Annotated in this window: 19 protein-coding genes; all 19 read right to left on the reverse strand. The window is 63.6% G+C overall.

Annotation, left to right across the window (positions count from 1 at the left end):
• Window position 1: 1 nt before the first annotated feature.
• Window positions 2-1042: a hypothetical protein gene (locus CRP45_RS16640; protein WP_097245823.1), complete on the reverse strand. Its 1041-nt coding sequence runs from the start codon at window positions 1040-1042 to the stop codon at window positions 2-4.
• 172 nt (window positions 1043-1214) lie between these two features.
• Window positions 1215-2849 carry a Gp37-like protein gene (locus CRP45_RS16645; RefSeq protein ID WP_097245824.1) on the reverse strand — a complete coding sequence of 545 codons (1635 nt, stop codon included), beginning with the start codon at window positions 2847-2849 and terminating at the stop codon, window positions 1215-1217.
• Window positions 2850-3725 carry a phage tail protein gene (locus CRP45_RS16650; protein WP_179830897.1) on the reverse strand — a complete coding sequence of 292 codons (876 nt, stop codon included), beginning with the start codon at window positions 3723-3725 and terminating at the stop codon, window positions 2850-2852.
• On the reverse strand, window positions 3722-7942 hold the full coding sequence (locus CRP45_RS16655; protein ID WP_097245825.1) for a phage tail protein: 4221 nt from the start codon (window positions 7940-7942) through the stop codon (window positions 3722-3724). The genes CRP45_RS16650 and CRP45_RS16655 overlap by 4 nt, the downstream gene beginning before the upstream one ends.
• Entirely contained in the window at window positions 7939-8358 is a 420-nt protein-coding gene (locus tag CRP45_RS16660) for a DUF5361 domain-containing protein (RefSeq protein WP_143861459.1), read from the reverse strand. Before CRP45_RS16660 ends, CRP45_RS16655 begins: the two co-directional genes overlap by 4 nt.
• The gene (locus CRP45_RS16665) at window positions 8322-8588 is read right to left on the reverse strand and encodes a hypothetical protein (RefSeq protein ID WP_097245827.1); all 267 of its coding nucleotides are present in this window, start codon (window positions 8586-8588) and stop codon (window positions 8322-8324) included. The genes CRP45_RS16660 and CRP45_RS16665 overlap by 37 nt, the downstream gene beginning before the upstream one ends.
• Window positions 8589-8720: 132 nt before the next feature.
• On the reverse strand, window positions 8721-9305 hold the full coding sequence (locus CRP45_RS16670; protein WP_097245828.1) for a phage tail tube protein: 585 nt from the start codon (window positions 9303-9305) through the stop codon (window positions 8721-8723).
• Window positions 9306-9377: 72 nt separating this feature from the next.
• Window positions 9378-9782: a hypothetical protein gene (locus CRP45_RS16675; protein ID WP_097245829.1), complete on the reverse strand. Its 405-nt coding sequence runs from the start codon at window positions 9780-9782 to the stop codon at window positions 9378-9380.
• Complete coding sequence (locus CRP45_RS16680; RefSeq protein WP_097245830.1) at window positions 9779-10039, reverse strand: hypothetical protein; 261 nt, start codon at window positions 10037-10039, stop codon at window positions 9779-9781. The genes CRP45_RS16675 and CRP45_RS16680 overlap by 4 nt, the downstream gene beginning before the upstream one ends.
• On the reverse strand, window positions 10039-10404 hold the full coding sequence (locus CRP45_RS16685) for a hypothetical protein (RefSeq protein ID WP_143861460.1): 366 nt from the start codon (window positions 10402-10404) through the stop codon (window positions 10039-10041). The genes CRP45_RS16680 and CRP45_RS16685 overlap by 1 nt, the downstream gene beginning before the upstream one ends.
• Window positions 10401-10859, reverse strand: coding sequence for a Gp19/Gp15/Gp42 family protein (locus tag CRP45_RS16690; RefSeq protein WP_097245832.1), 459 nt, complete (start codon window positions 10857-10859; stop codon window positions 10401-10403). Before CRP45_RS16690 ends, CRP45_RS16685 begins: the two co-directional genes overlap by 4 nt.
• 15 nt (window positions 10860-10874) lie before the next feature.
• Window positions 10875-11111: a hypothetical protein gene (locus CRP45_RS16695; RefSeq protein WP_097245833.1), complete on the reverse strand. Its 237-nt coding sequence runs from the start codon at window positions 11109-11111 to the stop codon at window positions 10875-10877.
• 4 nt (window positions 11112-11115) lie between these two features.
• Window positions 11116-12069 carry an SU10 major capsid protein gene (locus tag CRP45_RS16700; protein ID WP_097245834.1) on the reverse strand — a complete coding sequence of 318 codons (954 nt, stop codon included), beginning with the start codon at window positions 12067-12069 and terminating at the stop codon, window positions 11116-11118.
• Between the two features lie 51 nt (window positions 12070-12120).
• Window positions 12121-12738, reverse strand: coding sequence for a hypothetical protein (locus CRP45_RS16705; RefSeq protein ID WP_097245835.1), 618 nt, complete (start codon window positions 12736-12738; stop codon window positions 12121-12123).
• A 56-nt stretch (window positions 12739-12794) separates the two neighbouring features.
• On the reverse strand, window positions 12795-13733 hold the full coding sequence (locus CRP45_RS16710; RefSeq protein ID WP_097245836.1) for a VG15 protein: 939 nt from the start codon (window positions 13731-13733) through the stop codon (window positions 12795-12797).
• On the reverse strand, window positions 13733-15214 hold the full coding sequence (locus CRP45_RS16715) for a phage portal protein (protein WP_097245837.1): 1482 nt from the start codon (window positions 15212-15214) through the stop codon (window positions 13733-13735). Before CRP45_RS16715 ends, CRP45_RS16710 begins: the two co-directional genes overlap by 1 nt.
• Window positions 15215-15239: 25 nt before the next feature.
• On the reverse strand, window positions 15240-17039 hold the full coding sequence (locus tag CRP45_RS16720; RefSeq protein WP_097245838.1) for a terminase: 1800 nt from the start codon (window positions 17037-17039) through the stop codon (window positions 15240-15242).
• Window positions 17029-17418: a hypothetical protein gene (locus CRP45_RS16725; RefSeq protein WP_097245839.1), complete on the reverse strand. Its 390-nt coding sequence runs from the start codon at window positions 17416-17418 to the stop codon at window positions 17029-17031. The genes CRP45_RS16720 and CRP45_RS16725 overlap by 11 nt, the downstream gene beginning before the upstream one ends.
• 56 nt (window positions 17419-17474) lie before the next feature.
• A complete protein-coding gene (locus CRP45_RS16730) occupies window positions 17475-18074 on the reverse strand; it encodes a DNA primase (RefSeq protein ID WP_097245840.1) in 600 nt (199 codons plus the stop codon).
• Window positions 18075-18192 lie beyond the last annotated feature (118 nt).

Here is an 18192-nt window from a genome sequence, read left to right on the forward strand (position 1 = left end):
CTCATGCGACGGGTTGTGCCCACACGGTGAGCCAGGCATTGGCGCGCTGATATCCGATTGAGCCGCCGGTCGACTGGCCGACCCGCTCGACGGTCACGACGATGGCGGTTTCGGTGTAGGCGGGCACCGTGGCCACCGTGCTCGTTGGTGAGATCGGTTTCGTGGTGCTGTCGCCGAATGCGGGCGTGATGCTGGTCGCGAAATAGGCGCCGTCTCCGCGGATGCCCCCGCCGGAGGCGACCATCGCGCCCGTTTCCGACCCGATGCGCACCCGGAGTTCGCCATCGTTCTGAAAGCCCGATTGGCAGAAGATCGCCATGCGCCCCCAGCACATCGGCCGCCACGCGAACGGCAGCGCCGGGATGACGAAAGTGCCCGCGACCAGCTGCTCGACGGTTTGCTGGGCGTCGGCGTTGAAGTCGTTGCCGTACCAGGCCCACAACCCGAAACCATTCGGCGGTGGCTGCACCTTCCACTTCCGCGACCCAGCACCCAATGCGAAGGTACTTCGCTGCGTCGGCCCTACGGACTGGTCGAAATCGGTTGCCGTACTGATCGCCCCGCTTGCACCGGCTGGTCCTTTCGGGCCTTGCAATCCGGCCGGGGCGGTGACCGCAAGCGTCAACTCAGGGCCAGTGCCGGTGACGCGGACTGCGGGCACGGTGTACGCCGGGTCATGGGTGGTGTTCGTGGTGATCACGGCCGCAGGGGCGACCGGACCTTGCGCGCCGACCGCGCCGGGCGAATGCTGCCACCCGGCACCGGTCCACACGTCCATGCCGTTGGTGTCGAGACGATGCCACCACTTCCCACGATCCTCAACGCCGAGGGCGTTCGGCCGTGCAGCGGCATCGGGGATCTCGCCCATTTTGCGGAAGGTGGTGCGCGGCCCGCCGCGCGGTCCGGGTGGCCCAGCCGGACCGGCAGGCAGCGGCAGTGCGGCGGACTCGTTCGCCGGGGCGATGTCGGCGGTCAGCATTGGCAGGCCGTCAAGATCGGGGGTCTCGGTGACGGTGATATGGGCGGGGAATGAGATGTCCACGCCGTCTCCTAACCGATCGCGTCAGGGGTGTAGCTCAGCGTGGCCCCGTCCCAGATGTACAGGTCGCGTCCCGTTGACCACGCCTTGCCGCGGTCGGCAGCTGACAGGGTCGCAACGAGGTGCGTCGGGTGGCTGGATGTTTGGCCTTGGTGCAGGATGTCCACTGCGCCTCCTAGAAGATGATGAGATCGAGGTCGGCGCCGACGTCGGTCGCGAGAACGCGGATGGCCTGCGCGAATTGGGCCATGCGGTCCCAGCCTTTGACGACCGAGTCCTCTTCGTCGGCGCCGTCGCCGATGGTCAGTTCCCAGCGGGCGCCGCGCTCGCGGTCGTCGGTGAAGGTCATGTCGGTGACGTAGTCGGTGAACAGTTGGTCGCCGACCTGGAATCCGATCTGATCGCCGAGGGTGAAGTCTTTTCCGATCAGGTACGGCGCGCCGTCGCCGATGGTGACGCGCTTGCTGGTGTAGCCGCGGGTCTGATGCAGGCCACGCAAGCCGCTCATCACGCCGTCCAATGTGAATGCCTTCGACGAGGCCGTGACGACATGCTCCCGAAACGCGAAAGGCCCTGCGCGGCGGGTGCGTTCGCGGTCTTCGTAGTTCATCCACGCCAGGAAGACGTCATCCAACTGGCCCTGGTAGAGGGCATCCAATCCGGGGATGCCGATCAACATGCCCAACCAAGCGAGCAGGTTCTTCATGACCAACTCGATGCCCGCGTTCACCCAGCCAGGCGAACGCCCGCCCACGATGACACTTGTGGCCATCGGCTTGTGTAGGGCGATCTCGGACGGCCCGATACCGGAGTATTCGCCTTCGAGATACCAGACATGCGGCAATGCCCGGAAAGTTCCGAGCGGACCCGAATTGCCGTAGACCGCTTCGTATTCCGACTGCGAGTCAAACTTGGGATATCGGACCACTGTGGTGTCGTCGATAAATTCTTCGACCTGGGCGATCAGGCCGTCGAATAGTGTGCCGGTAGGACCGACAACGCCATCCTTGTTCTCCGTCCAGATCACGACAGTCGGGCGGTCGAGCACATACCAATTGGGTGCAGGCTGCTCGTCGCCGTCTTCGGGCAGGAAAAACTTGGCGTTGAGCATGACGCCAGTGCCGTCCATTAGCGGCACAAGGGTTTGATCGGCCATGTCGAATCGTGCTGTCGCCGCGCACCATGGGCTTGAATCGCGCCAAACATCTATGGGCACAATCGCGATCGGCCACAGTGCGGATCCGACCTGCGCCCAGTCCGGCGCGTCGAGCCAGCGATCGGGCACGTCCCAGAAATGGGCCTGGAGACGCATCAAGTTGGTGACGAGATACAGCAGGCACACGGTTTCGACTGGCCCGAACTTCACGTCATGGCGCGGGAACTGCGCGAGGATCGGCGCGAACGGGCTAGCCCACAGCGCGGTCGTAGCGATGTGATGCCAGCAGTGGATGGCCTCGATATCGACGGTCTCGACGCCGTCCTCGTCACGGATAACGCTGGCTTTGGTGATGTAGCCGTCCCATCGGAACGCCGCGGTGTCCACGGTGATCGGGATGGTCGCGTCCTCGCCGTCAGGATTCCTGAAGATGTGGTCGAAATGGATCATGTCGACCCGTGGGATCGACATCTTCAACCCACCCGCCTTGTTCTTCGGGTGATTGAATTGCAGGGCGATGTATGCGGCTTCTTCGCCGATCTCCTGCAAATACTTGTCGTAGTAGCGGACGCGCGCGGTTTGATCGGACCGGTATTCCTGATCTTCGCGCTCTAAATTGTCAAGCCGCCGTGCGGCGGCGTCGTGATCCCACATTTAGAACGGCCTCGATGACCGCGGCGAAACATCGACGCGAATAGTAGATTCCAAATTCCCGCCCTCGGACACACGCACAGTGATGTCGGTCGTCGACCACGGCGGCAGAGGCTCAAACCAACGCCTACCCGCCAGCGCGCCCCAGACGTTGCGCCCGGCAGGATTACCGGCCGAGTACACGCGAGCGGTGCGGTGCCTCGGGTGCGTGTCGATACGCAGTTCCTCGCCCGGCAGGATGACCGGGGTCTCCACGATCCGAAGCGAGTCGCCGAAATTCGGATCCTGAATGTGCCAACGCCCCGGCCCGTTCATGGTGTAGCGCGGCCACGCCGGTTGATCGGCGGCATTACGTCCACGCAGAACGCCTTCGTTGAGCCCATCGGCGTTCACCCAGACATCGACTTCGGGCAGATGAGATCCCAAAGGATCCATCGCCGTCGCCGACATCTGGTATTCGACCGCACCGTTCAACGCCGGATCGGCATCGCCCAGCGGCTCCGGAGCTGTATCGAGCTGGAACTTTTGGAAGCGCCAACCCTGATGGCGGGTGTACCAACCAACCGTGCACGGCTGGTCGGTACTCCACCCTCGATGCCAGGCGTCATGAACCGCGTAGAAGCTGCGCGCTGTATCGGCGCCGCGGATCAAGACGACGAAGTCCCATTCCTTGCGGCTGCGCACCGACCGAAGGAAGGTCGCGCCGTCTTGGCGTGCCCCCTCGGATACGAGCAGTGAGACAGGGGCGAAGGCATACCCGGACTGGCGACTCAGGGTGACGCCTTCGCGGCCGGCGCCAGCACCGTGAAGGTGCCACACGCGCCCGTTGCGGTCCCAGACAACGACTTTCGTGGCCTCGCTGAGCAGCAGCGGATTCATCGGCCGAAGCCTCCTGACCGCTGCGTCGCCAGCGTGCGCCGTCGCTGCACCCGTTCGACTGCGCGGGCCGCGCTCATCGGATCGGTGCCGCTGATGTTGAAGGTCGTATTGCCGCCGCCCCCGCCGCCGAGGGCGCCCATGCCGAGCACGCCGGCACCGGTTTCCAACATTTCCTGCCAGTTGTTCTGGAAGAATCCGACGACGTCTTCCATCCCGGATTGCGCCAGCCCCGCGGCTTGCGTGCCGAGATTGGCCAGCGCCTGTTCCGGGCTCGCCGCCATGTACCAGGGGGCTGGACCATCAAAGAGTTCCGCCGCTCCGGGAATCGGCAGGGCTGCCAACGGATGTGTGCCTTGATCGGCTGGAGCAGGCGCGGCCGTGCTGGGATTCGCGCCGTAGGTGGTCGATGACAACGTGTTCGAGTCCGCCGTGACGGCTGGCGTGGTGCTCGAAGTGCTGGTGGTGGTAGTTGCCGCGGGGCCAGCGGAAGCGAAGCCAGTAGGCCAGTTCGTCACGAAGACACGGGTGGCATCGGTGGCCACTGTGTTTGCGCCGGATGTTGAGCCGCCGCCTCCGGTGCCTCCACCGCCGGATCCGCCGCTACCGCCTAGTCCGCCGAGCTTGCTGGACCGGCCACCCTTCACGGCACTGTCGCCGGTAGCGGGGCCGCCGAGATCACCGCCGAGCAGCAGTTCCTTCGGGATGTGCATGTGCTTGTCGAACATCGGGTCGGTGACATCTGTCGCCGCCGGACCGATCACCACACCGTCACCGGATCGGCTTTCGACGCCGGTTCCGTCGCCGAGGCGCATCGCGGTATGTCCGTTCGCGCCGCCGCCGCGGTCGTACCAAGCGACCGCGATGTCACCGGGTCCGCCGAGCCCTGGCAGCGCGCCAAGATTGGACAGCCACTGCCCTTCGTTGACCGTGGACATGCGACCCGAGAACGGATCCTTGCCGAGCGCGTCGTTGACGACCGCGGCGACCATGCCGGAACAGTCGATCGACGAGCGTGAGAACCCGCCCATCAAATACTTCGCAGAATCCATGGACTCCGCGAACCGTTTACCTGGAACCTGACCGCCTTCAGCGAAGCCTGGAACCATGCTGTGCAGGAACTCAGCGGAGGGAACCCAGCCGCTGTTGATCGCTTGCAGCAGAGGCAGATTCGCCGCAGTCGCCCGCGCATTCACAACGAACTCGCCATTCGATGCGGCGATCAGGATCGAGTCGCTAGTCCCGGTGCCAGGTCCGCGCAGCAGACCGCCGGTAGCCATGTGCTGGTCAGCCCACTGGACCAGGGAATCGCCCAGTCCTACGGCGCCCTTGCCGCCAACGCCAGGAACCCAATCGGGAATCTTCACGCGCTGGAGCAGTTCGCCGACCTTCTTGACCCCGATGGCGATTCCTCGGACGATCCCATCCCAGACCGTCGACGCGGTGTCGCCGAGTCCGGAGAAGAAATCGCCGATGCTTTCGAGGGCGCTGCCGATGAAGTCCTTGGCCGTACGAACGACCTCGACGCCGTTCTCCATGGCGGTGCTCCAGGCGTCCGTCATCCCCCGAATTCCGGGGATGACCAGCTTCTGGATGACGTTGGTGATGAGCCAGGTGAAGACCTCGGTGATCTTGAGGATCACGGGAGCCAGTTCGACGAGAAGATCAATCAGCGGGGGCAGCAACTCCGCAGCCATCCGAGCCAGCTCGGGCATCAGCGGGGCGATCGCCAACATCAGCTCGCCCCACGCGTTGATCAAGGGGGGCAGAATCGGCGCGATCGCAGTGATGGCGTCGGCTAGTGCCTGACCGATGACCATCGCGGTCTCAGCAAGGATCGGCTGCAACTCCTCGAAGATCGGCAGCATCAGATCAGCAACCTGCTGGATGACCGGAGTCAACGCCTGGAAGATCACCGTCAGTGCCGGCGCGAGCGCCTGCACCAAGCCAGCAACGATCTGCGCCAACGCGGGCAGCAACGGCGCGACCGCGGTCACCAGCGCCGCGAAAGCCTGACCCAGCGGACCAATGGCTGGCACCAGCGCTGTAACTGCCTGTGACAAGGCAATTCCCACGACCTGAGCGATTTCACTCATCGGTCCGAGGAGCGGTGTCAGCGCCGTCATGAGACTCTGGAGAAGGTCACCGATCACGGGCAGGACCGGTTCGAGACCGGTCAGCAACGCGTTGATGAAGTTCGTCAGGTCTGGCATCAGCGCCGTCAACGTCTCGGCGAAGGTCGCGCCGATCGCACCCAGCGCCGGGGCCAGCGCCTGAATCGACTGCCCCAGCTGAGCAAACAGTGGGCCAATCGTTGGACCGACGAGGTTGCCGATTTGAATGAGGCCATCGATCAACGGATTCAGGCCCTCGCCCAAACCCTGAAGGATGTCACCGAACGTGCCGAGCAACTGGGTCAGCGATCCATTTGCAAACGCATCGGTGAAGCTCTGCCCGATCTGACCGAGCAGGCCAGCAAACTGTGCGCCAACCTGATTGGCGACAGGCTCGAACGCCTGCCCCAGACTCAGGAATCCTTGGGTCGCCTGCTGAAGCCCCGGACCCATCCCGTCAATGAACGAGGCGGTGCCAGCGAAGATCGCCCGAACACCCTCAAGGTTCTCCGGCGCGGCCCAGAAAGCAGCGAACTGCTTGGTCAGCCCGTTCATCGATCCGGCGACGTCGGTCATGCCAGCACCGAGCACGGGCAGCGCTGCTTCCGCGAGATCACGGATCCCGTCAGCGGCACCGTCGAACAAAGCGTTCTGGGTGGGATCGCCAACGAAGTTGTCCCACGCGGGTTTCAGTTCGCGTGCCGCCAATACGAATGCCTGGGCATTGGGTGCAAGTTTCGCGAGCGCCTGCGCGGCCTTGTCCTGCGCCGACGACCCTTGAGTCATCGCGTCCGACACGGCTTGCTGGGCTTTGGCGACCTGCTCGTGCGCTGACGTCAACTGCCTCTCGGCATCGACCACCCGCTGATTCGCCTGGGCCGCACGGTCTTTGGCTTGCACCACCTGGTCGGAGCCCTCGACGCCCTTGGCCTGGGCCTCGTTGGCCTCTTCCTGGATGTCGCGGTTGCGTTCCTGCGCCTCTGCCAAACGAAGTTGGGCGCGCTCTACACGCAGCGCCGCCTTCTCCCGGTCCTCGGGCTTGGCCTTTGCGAACTCGCGTTCTGCGTCGCGCAGCGCGACGGCGGCTTCTTTCTCGCTGAGGGCTGCGTCTGCGAGCTTGAGGTTGTAGTCCTCCAACTCGTCGGCGGCATCCTTGTACGCCTGCGCAATATCGGCAGCAGCGTCACGAGAGTCCTTCTGCGCATCGGCGAGGTTGCGCTGCGCGGACTCGACACTTTCCAGCGCCGTAGCCACCTGCTCCTGCGCTGCGGCGACAGCCTTCGCCTGCGCCTGACCATCCGTACCCGCCGAATCCGCAGCTGAGGACAGCGCCTTGAACGCATCGCCGACCCCTGCCAGCCCGACCGCAGCAGTCGCGCCAGCCGCCGCAGCAGCAGGACCCAAGGCGGCGATACCGACACCGAGCGCGCTGATCGCACCTAGAGCCGCACCAGCCGCACCGCCGATTGCCGCGATCCCTGCCGTGGCAGCGGACGCGCCCAGTGCAGTCTTGCTCAGGCCAGCCGCGCCAAGAGAGTTAAGGCGTTCCACTGCGCCGCGGTTGACATCTACGTCGACATCAGCGTTCCAAGGCCCGCGCAGCCGTTCGAGTTCTTGACGAAGCGCTGCGGCCCGCGCCATAGCTGCGGCGGTGTCGAGGTCAATGGGGATCGGAAGCGAGAAGTCGAACAGGCGTCGAATCTCGCGTAGACCCCGAATGACTTCGCCCGGAAACCGAGAAAAGTCCGGCGTCATCCGGACTTTCAGCTCGAAGTCGAAATGCCGCATGACTTCGCGCATTCGACTCTGCACGCTTGCCGGGAAGCCAGCAGTGTCGAGAACCGGGGTCACCTTGATTGTGACCCTGCGGTCCTCCAAACGCTGGTTGAGATCGGCGACGAACCGGTTGCGCTCGGCGGGGGTGCTGCGCAGCTCGACGTCAGCGTGAGCCTCCACATGAATTGGATTGGCACGCGCATACCTTTGCGCGGCAATCATTTCGTTGCGAATGCTGCGCGCAAGTTTGTCGGTGTCACCGACGATCGAAAGGTAGGCAACGCCAACCTCGATCTTTGCGGCGCTTTCCTCCGCTTCAGGAGATGTCACGACTTCACCTCCCAGCCAAGGAATTTGTCCATATCGGCGATAGACATATGTGTGTCGCCGATGCGTTCAGGTTCGATGCCTGGCCGTGGAATTGGCTGAGGCACATTGCGACCGCGACGGCCGTCTTCGGTTTTCGCCCACCGGAGCCAGCGCAGCGAGTCAGCGATATTGGCAAGCAGATGTTCATTCAGTTGCCATCGCCAGGTGTCCGGACTCAATTGGCGAACCAATGCAGAGTCCGGTTTCAGATTTGCGATGATCGAACTCAGGTCACGCCAGCTCAGAACCTTGGAACCGAGCTGGCGCAGCCGCAACCCGCGATCGATCAGGTCGGATTCGATCGCCTGGGTGTACTCCTCGATGAGGGAGTCCAGGCGCTTTATTCCCCCAGCGAAACCCCAGAGTGCTCGCGCCAACCGTCGAGCAGCGCCGCGTACTCGTCGGGGTCCATGTCGTCGAGGACGGCCAACGCATCTTTTTCGAGAACCAATTCGAGCAGCGTGTACATCGCATCGATGTCGCTGAGTCGCCGGATCTTCCGAATGAGTCCGGGCTTGAGATACGACAGGGACGGCAACCGAACTTCGGTATCGCCGACCTTCTTGACGTAATCGTCCTTGACCGTGTTCGATTTCTTGGCAGTCATATGCGCAGACCTCTTTCAGGTGGTTGGAATATTCGTTGATTCGCAGGTGAGTTCACGGGCACGTTTATGCCCGGCAGCGGCCGACGGGCCTGCGCGAAAGGGGAAAAACCGGCCGCTGCCGGGGTTTGTGGGTTACGGCGCGAACACACCGTCATCGAGGTAGTGGTAAGCCTTCTGGCCGGTCGCGTCCTTGAAGGCATCGATCACGACCTGGAAACCATTCAGCTCGCCGGCCACATGGGGGCGCTGGGTGACTTCGCTGATCTTCGCGTTCGGCAGGACGATCCGGTGCTTGCGACCGCCGTCGGCCATGTCGATGATCCAGCTGCGCAGCGGCAGCACCTTGCCGTTCTCGGTGACCTTGATCAGGGTGCCCGTCGATGCGGTCGGCGCCGTGACGACGACGTTGCTTTCGCCGTAGATCTCCTTGAGCACGTCGGCGTCCCAGGCCGCGTACAGGGTGAAGCCGTAGCGGACGCTGTGACCGGTCTGCAACTGGGCAATGTCGTCGGCATTCCAGTCCTTGATGGCATTCACGCTGCGCTCACCCTGCGGTTCGATGCCGTCCTCGGAGACGTAGCCGAGGGCCTTGAACGCAGCATCGGGGGCCGCCGCCGCAGTGGTCGGCAGGGTGGTGCCGAGCGGCGCGACAAGGATGCCGCCGGTGACGGTGTTGTAGGTGCCTGCACCGATCTTCTGGACAGATGGCAGAGCCATGATGTTGTCTCCCTTGGGATTTGCGCAGGCCCTGGGGAGTTGAGTTGTTGAGTTGTCGACCCGAGCGGGAAGCTAGGTCAGTTCCTCGCCGCGTACGTGCAGCTCTGCGCTGACGAGGTAGCGGGGGGTGTTTGTGTCGGGGTCAGGGATGAACGCGATCCCTAGATCGATGACCTTGTTGACCCACACGGGGCCGATGTAGCCGGGTGCCGTAGCACGGATCAACGCTCGAACGATGCGGGCAAGGTCAGCTGCGCCGGCGCCGATGCTGTCCCAGCATTCGGCGACGATGCGCGGCCTGTCGGTAACCAAATTGGAAGTCGATCCGCCGACGCGAACCAGGCGCACGAACCTCTTCGGCCTGGTCGAGGGCACCGCGATCACGACCGGAACGAGGACATTGCGGGCGGCAAGCTCCGTGGTCAGGTGATTGGCAAGAGCGATCTCGATGTCTGCGAAGCTGATTGGTTCGCTCATGACTCACGCATCGCATCGACGACCGGACCCAACAGTGTGTGGTCACGGGCATTGGCGTGACGTGCGCGGATGGTCGCGGCGATAACGGCGGCACGTGCACGCGTCGGGCGGTCACCCGCACGCGCGACGAACCCGTCACCAGCGGCGTTGGCGCCCTTCTTCGCGAGTTCGTAGAGCGCCTTCTTCACCCCTTCCAACCGGCGGATCTGGGCGAAAGCTTCGATGTTCCAGTCGATTCGAGGTTGTCCCGCAGCCATCAGCCCACCGCCTTTCGAAGCGCGACCAAGCCGCCGGGTTGGAAACCGAAGGGGCCGTAGTTGTAGTCCCGCACCCCGCCGCTGACCTCGAATCTCCCTGCTGGTCCAGCGGGTAGATCGATCAGGCTGCCATCGGTTGGTGCGAAGTCCGGTGGGGCGAGCAGCACCACGTCGATGTTCACGCGGTCGGGATGTCCCGCGACGAACGGATCGTCTATCGCGGGCGTGTACCAGCCATAGACGGGCACTTCGGTACCAGGCTGGTCGGCGGGTGGCGTGTAGATCGCCGGGTTACGGTGCGGGTCCGGACCGCCGGGCGTTCGTTCGTGGTACCTGACGGTCCACGGTGTCGGCAGGAAGCTCACGATGCCCGCTCCCAATCCCAGTAGGGCAGACCAGTTCCCGCGGTTTCAGCGATCGGATTGACCGTGAATGCGCGGCGCCGGGCACCACCAGGAGACAACTGCCGTCGTTCCGTGGCGGTCAGATAGAGGTTGCCCATCGGATTCGAGTACGACGTCTGATGTGTGTACGGGCCGCCGACCTTCATTTCAGAGGAGACCCCGTCACCGCCGCTGGTCCCGCCGATCATTGCCCGCTTCACCGCAGTGATCGAAATAAACTGCGGCACTGTGGGATCGAGTGCATCCGCAGGACGCGGGTCGTCGTCGAAGCTGGCGATGCGGTCGTCGATATCGGACCACTCGTTTCGGATCAACGCCGCCACGTAGCCGAGGAGGACGGTCGCCCGTTCCTCCTCGGCTTCCGACAGGGGATGCCAGAACGCTTCCAGCTGAGCTGGTGTCGCGAAGTCAGCCATTGCGCCCCCTCACGGTCACGCTGCGGGGTCCGGGTCGGGCTTGTCGGCCTTGACCTCGGTGATCCCGTAGTCGTCGATCTTGCGCAGCCGAGCGGCGATCTTGGCGTCGCTGGTCTCGAACCGGTAGGTGCGGACCGTGACGCCGTTGACGAGGCTGGATGATGCGCTGTCGAGCACGAACTTTGCCCACGGATTCGTGCCGTCCTCGGAGAATTCCACGCCGTGGGTCGCGTGGAAGACATAGCGAGCCATCAGATCAGGTCAAGTCCTTGATCAGGCCGTGGTACAGCTCGGGGCCGTACTGAAGGCCGACCTCGCCGTACACTTGGTACTTGTCCGATGCGCCGGTCTTGGCCAGCGGCTCGACGAACAGGTTGCCCTTGCCAGGGTGCGTCAGGAACACCGGGTGGCACACCGAGAGGTCGATGATGCCGACCTGGCCGGCGGGGAACCAGCGGTTGACCATGACGCCGAAGGTGCCGAAGTCGGTGACCAGGGTGTCGATCGAGACACCACCGATGTTGCGGGTCTGGGTCGGCTGGTTCAGTGTGGCCGCGGCGTAGAGGTTCGACAGGGCGATCTTCTGCGCGGGACCGACCATCAGCACGGTCGACGCCTGATTGAGGGTCGCGCCGTTGGTGAACATGTCCTTGAGCGCGTTGTCGATGATCGCCTTGGTCAGCGCGCGGCCGGTGCCGCCGTTGGCGAACACGTTGGTGGTGATCGCGGTCAGGATGCCGCGAGTGGTTCGCGGGGTCGCGTTGTTGGCGGGCTTGGCGTAAACACCGGACAGGAAAGACTTTTCGATGTCGACCGCGATCTTGCGCAGCTTGAGGTTGATCTGATGCGCCAGCTCATCGCGAACGGGGTTGGTCTCCTCGTTGTTGATGCCGCCGTGCAGGCCCACCGCCGACTGCTTCGTGTAGCTGACCTCGATCGCCTCCTGGTGGATCTCCACCACGTTGGAGACGTTCGAGCGCGAGACACCCGAGGCGGTCGGCGCGGCAGCACCCTCGACCTTCGCGTTGTTCGCGCTGGTCGACTCCAGATCCTCGGTCTGCCACTCGAACTCGACGGAGTTGGTGACCAAGCCGCCACCCAGGCCGCCGATGGCGGACAGGAACGGGGTCTCGGAGGGGGCGACGCTGAACAGCTCGCCGGTGTAATTCGGCAGGTTGAAAACGGTGCCCTGCCCGGAAACTGTAGCCATCTTTTAGCTACTCCTTTGATGTGGGTTGGGGCAGGTCAAATGCCCTGCCTACTACTGGGTTGGCCGCAGCTTCAGCAGCTGGTCGGCCTTGACCGCACCCGCGGTTTTCCAGTCGCCCTGACGCTCGCTTTCGCTTGCGCGCTGAGACGGTGTCAACGACGGATTGCCGGACTGGCCCTGCGCCGGGTTGGGGCGCATGCCGGTCGGTGCCTGCACACGCGCGAGATACGGTTCCCGCTGCAACAGGTCGTCGAGATCGGACTTGAGCCGGGCGGAATCGATGTCGCCCTGGTCGTCGACGTAGCCGGACAGGTCGCCGAGCAACGTGACCGCGACGGTCGGGTTCGCGAAGTCCGAAGCAAGGGACTTGGCCTCGCCTACCACCGCGCGATTGCGGAAGCTATCGGCCTGCGCTGCAAGGCGTTTCGCCTCATCCTGCGCGCGTTCGAGTTCGGTTTTCGCCTGCTCTTGCAGTTCGTCGAACTGCCGGGCCTTGTCGGCGTTGGCCTTCGACCGGGATTCCCAGTCGCGGGCCTTGTTCTTCCAGAACTCGACGGTCTCGGCGGGTTTCGGTGCCGCGTCAGTGTCGCTGGCAGTGGTCGGCTCGGCAGGCGTCGAATCCGTGGGCTGGACGTCGGTCGGTTGCGGGTTGGTGGTTTCGTCAGACATGACTGTTGATCTCCCGTTTCGGGAACTGTCCGCCGCCGTTTCGGTGGCGGGTGGTCTTATCGAAGGCCCTGCTGCTCACGCAGCTTGGCGAGAATCTTCTTCAGGTCGGGGGAGTGCGCGGCGTCTCTCGCGTCGGAGTAGATGTCGTAGAGGGCTTCCGGGTCGTAGTGCTCCGGGTAGTCCTCGTCTTCGTCCCAGACCGGGATGGCCTGGCAGTCGCACGCGTCGTGGTACGACTCGCCCAATGCGCGCTTACCGCGCGTCCGTCCACGGCGCCCGATCACCGACACTGCGGCAGCGCGTGAGGTGTAGACCGCGCCGCGTGACGCCATCACCAGACAGAACGCGCACGTCACTTCACCGGTCGGCACACGCGCCCACCGGGCGTCAGCAGGGTCGCGCTCGACCGATTCAACGATGGTGTCGCGGGCAGGCTGCATGATGAGCCGCTGCGACGAACGGGTGAGTCGACTCAGGATCTCGTCGGGAGTCGGCTCCTCAAGTTCGGGCGTATCGCCCTCGACGTCATCCGCGTCTTCCGACTCGGGCACGTCCTCGAAGAAGTCGGGATCTACCTGCGATGACGTTCGGTCCGACTCAGGTCGCGAATCGTCGGAAGCATCGGTGACGATGTCGTCCTCATCCGCGTCGTCTGGCGTCCACAACTCGGCGTCGCTCTCGGGCGGCGTCCACAATCGCGCTCGCGGTTCGGTTGCCCACCTGACGACCGCGCGCGCCTGCTCGACCGGTATCGGCTCAGCGACAGTCGCCCTGAATCCACGCCGCGCGCGGGATTGCGCTCGCATGTCGTCGTAGAAGTCTGCGGCGGTCGACGCTGCTGCACGACCAGCCGATCGGATCAGCTCGGTATAGTAATTCGAAACCTGGTCCGGGCCGGGTGCGGTCGCCATGAACCGCGCGAGTTGCGATGTAGCCAGAACGACGATCGCGTTCGTTGCAGCCGAGTACTCCTCGACCTCAGCCGTGGTCGCCATCAGGCCGCCGACTGCTCAGGCGGCAACTCCGGTTCAGGTGCGAGAGCGCCAATCAGGTCCGCGAGCTCTCGACGACCACGCGCCGCGCGGCGATCAGCACTGATGCGTTCCCGCTCCAACGCCGAATACCCGACACGCTCCAACGCCACTTCCGACTCGGGCGGAATCATCTTCGCCTGAATCTGTTTGACCACAGCGTCGGTATCCGCGGCAGGGGTCGGAATACCCGTTGGCGCCCAATCGGTTTCCATCCGGTCCGCATCCGGCGGAAGCTCGCCATCACGGATGAAGAGCGCAATGCGCTGCACTTCCTCCCAGCGGCCCCCGAAGCTGGTCGTCTTCTCGTCTGCGCGAGTCTTCAACCTGAAGTCAGAAATTCGGATTGCGTCCGCTGAGGCAGGGTTGCCGTCCGACAGGATGCCGAGGAACTGAGGCGGCACCCCAGTCAGGGCCGACATCTGCCGGACGTCCAAATCGTGCAACTTCGTGAACGGCTCCGGGCTCACCGCATCGAAAGTTCCGACCTGGGGAAGGTTCCCGTGCTCGTCGGCTTCCAACGCGAGAAAGCGGCCAATGTAGGTTTGCCACGCGGTCCTCTGCTCACCATCAGCGTTTTGGAACGCCGACTCGGCAGCAGCAATGATGTACCGGGGCGGAGCCGCGTTGATCTCCCGCGAAACCTCCATCGCGACCATGTTGCGGGCCGCACGATCGACAGTATTCCGCCACGCAAGGGTGATCTCAGATCTGCCATTCCGCTGTCGAACACGCGGCCTGTTCACCAGTTGCACCACGGGCAGCATCGGCAAGCCATGGTCGTCGCGATCCGTGACCTGCCAGCCCTTTTCGCCGCGCACCATGTGAATGGTGGCGCCGATGATGTAGAGGACCGCGCGCTGGCGAAAGTAGTGCTCGCTGGTGGGATCGGTCTCGATGTACGTTTGCAGGGCCGCCGTAGCCGCACGCCGCCGCGGATCCCAATGCACGATCATGTCCAATGGCGACTCGATCGTGATGACCGGTTGACCGCCACCCTCTCGCGTCCCAATGACGATCGGGCAACGCCCGTAGACCATCGCATCGAGATGCGCCAGCGGTGACTCTTCGGCGAGGTTGTTCGCAGCCCAGATATCCCCCAAGTCGGCAACAATCGACGTCGATGATGGCAACCGGAAGCCTTGCACCTCCAGGCGCTCGTTGAGCGCGCCAACGCCTATCTCAGGCCAGCCGAGGACAGCGCGCAATCCATGCAGCTCAGGCGGAACCGCAATACCCAAATTGGTGATCGGCTCCATGCCTTCGAAGTACAGACCCGACATCAGCATGTCGGCCCGCTCGTCGAAAAGGCGACGCGCCAGGTGTGAAGCCAACGCCGCCTCATACGGCGACAGCGCTGCTTCCGTGTCCTTCACCATGAAGGTGAAGTCGGCCGCGGGTTCGGGTAGGGGTTGCAGAGGCGACAGCAGACTTGAGATATTCACTGGCAAGGCGCGTGCACCTCCTCATTCAATTCATGACGACGACTCGCCCCTTACCGGGCGGACGCTTCTTGGACTTGGGCCGGTTCAGCCACATGCGGCGCATCAGACGGGCGCCGACCGCGCACACCGCGGCGTCGATCTTGCGGGCGCTTTCGCGATGCTCTTTCGACAGCGAGATGCCGAACTTGCCTGGATTTCGCTTGGCGTTCTTCACATGCTTGGTCAGCAGCGGGTGTCCGTCATGCTGGAATAGTTCCTCGGCGATCTCGCTGATGAACCGCTCCGCCTCTTGCACGAACACGGCTGTGTGACTCGGGTTTCGCATGTCCCACGCGACCAGGTGACGGGAAGGTCCCGAATTGACGGCGGGAAGGTCCGACAGTTCGCGGGCGAAGTCCTCCGCCCATCTGTCGCAGTACGGTTCCCAGTAGCGTTCGCCGGTCTCATCGTCGCGAGCGTTGGAAAGGTCAGCCCAAAAACCGACGACGTTGTACGCTTCGAACGCTTGCCGCACACGCCGGTCGACGACGTCGCGGTTGATCTTCCAGTCGGGCAGGCTGCGAGGAGGACGCTCCCAGATACCGAGTGTGAACACGTAGCCGTCGCTGATGCGGCAGCCAATCAGAGCGGTAGCGTCATCCGACTTGGACCCGTCGAAGAACATGACGACCTGGTCAGCCGCTGAAACCTCCAGCGGCACAGCCATATTCGCCCAGCACTCGGGATACTGCATCCAATCGTCTTCAGCGGCGAGGATCTGATTAAACCATTTCCGCCTGGACTCACTCGCAGTGTTCGACGGGTTGAGAATCGACTTGATGATCATCGACTTCGGTCGGGCATCCAGCCAAACCGAGTCACCACGAATCGCACGCACCACATGTGGTGCGTCCTCAACTGTGAGCGGAGCTTCTGGCGGCGCCTCCAAACTGTCGTACAACAGCCCGAGATCGGCGATAGCCAGATCAGGATTCGCAACGCTTTGGTCGTAGGCTTCCCTCATCTGCCGCCCGACTGACTCCTCATTCGTGCGGTACGCGTTACAGATGTCGAGAGATCGAGCGGCGGTCGCACTCTTCGCAACGTTGCCGTCGAGTGCAGCCGCCATCTGAAAGCCACGGTTCTGTTTCTGCCAATTCTGAGTTTCGTTGCGGATCACCAGCGTCGGGCGCCCGCCTTCGATCGACAACGGATTGCTCGTGACGGCCTGAATCCGGCGGGTTCCGCCCAGGCCGTAGACATCGAACCCATTGATCTGAATCCGATAGCGAGTGATGGCTTCTGCTGATACCAGGGTCTTGAACAGATCGAAAGTGTTTTCGGTCTGTTCCTGAGAGACGGCGACGATCTGAACCCATGCAGCGGGTTCCTCGCGGCCGACTGGTTCGCCGCTCGCATCCCAGTGGTCGAACGTGACCGGGGCGAAGCAGGCCGCCAACGCCAAACATGCTGCGACCGGATCCTTGCCGTGGCCCTTCATCCGCTGCAAAACCGCTGTGGGGTAGAGAAAGTCGCCCTCTTCGTCGACCGCGAAGAACCACAGGATGAAGCGGGCCTGCTCCATCGTGAATTGCCAGGGATCGCCGTCCTTATCGCGGAGCCAATGCCCGCACCATGCGAGCACACCCCAACCCAGGGTCCACTTCGGCAGCAGCCAGCCGGTTTCCTCGTCCCACTGCCACGTCGGGCCGATCTTGATCGGTTCCCACAGCAGGTCATTGGGCGGCTTGGTTATCGAGAGTTGATGCCGATACCAGTCGACGATCTGGGCATAGGCGTCATCAAGGCCACTGTCACGAGTCGCAGCGCGCCGCCTACGCGCCATCTCGCTTCCATCGCCGGTTCGCGAGGCTGCGCATCTGCGCAGAACGCTCCTCCGGAGAATCGCCGTCATCGCCCGACAACTTCAGGCGCTGCAACAGCGTCGACAGCACCGACCGATGTTGGCGCAACTCGCCAACCAGAGGATTGATCACCGTCTGTCCCTGGCTGCCAGTGATCAGCAGGTCTTCGTGTTCGAGCCGATCCGCCAGGGCGTCAATCAAATCGGCTTCGCGGCAAGCATCTTCGAGGATGCGCAGTTCGTCTGAACGCAACTCGTAATCGTTCGCGATGCCGAACCACAGGGCAGTGCCACTTGAACCCAACCCATCCGGGGCTGGGACAGGCATAGTCGCGTCAGGCGCAAAGTCAGAACTGGCCATGGGAACTCCCGTTTCGGGGGTGCGCCCACCTCCGTTGCGGCAGTGAGCTGGGTTGATCAGCCGAGGCCGATGAGCCCCAGCGCAGTCAGATCCGCGAGATGCGGCACCGAGCCCTTGAAAGGCAGACCGGTGAAAGTGATGTAGCGACCGACGCTGTACGCCTCGGTCGACAGGCCGTTCACGTTGCGCACACGGCCACGCCCTTCAGGTATCAGGCCCCACACGTGCAGGCCATCACCAGAGGGGGAGATCTCAATGTAGGTAGGCGGCAACGCAGCGAGGAAGGCACGCGCAGCCGCGGTCGGCACGCCATCGACCAGGCAGTGATCCAAGTCGATGCAACCGATGCCTTCGCCCACGACAAAGCCCTTGCGCTTCGCGCCGCGGACCTGCGCGAAGGGCGTCCAAGTCTCCGGGTCGGTGCTCGACGCCGGCGCACCGTCCAGCTGGACAGGCATCTTCGTGATCCGCCCGGCGCGTCGCACCGGCTTCCACAGCACCCAACGATCGCGCGACACCAGCTCAGCCGGAGGCTTTGGCTTCCGCGCACGATAAGCCTTCTGACGGCAGGCATTCGAGCAATACGACGCAGTGCGGCCACGGGCACGCATCGGTCCGAGCGGACCTCCGCACTGCTCGCAAACCCTGGTCGCCATGGCCCAAGCATACCAGCCGTGTTACGAATTACTGCGCCTGAACTGGGAATATGTTGAGCAACCCAATAGCCGGCGGAATCCATCGGCAAGCCCAAGTCTCTGACCTGGGCAAATGCTG

It is taken from the genome of Nocardia amikacinitolerans (assembly GCF_900215415.1).
GTDB lineage: Bacteria > Actinomycetota > Actinomycetes > Mycobacteriales > Mycobacteriaceae > Nocardia > Nocardia amikacinitolerans.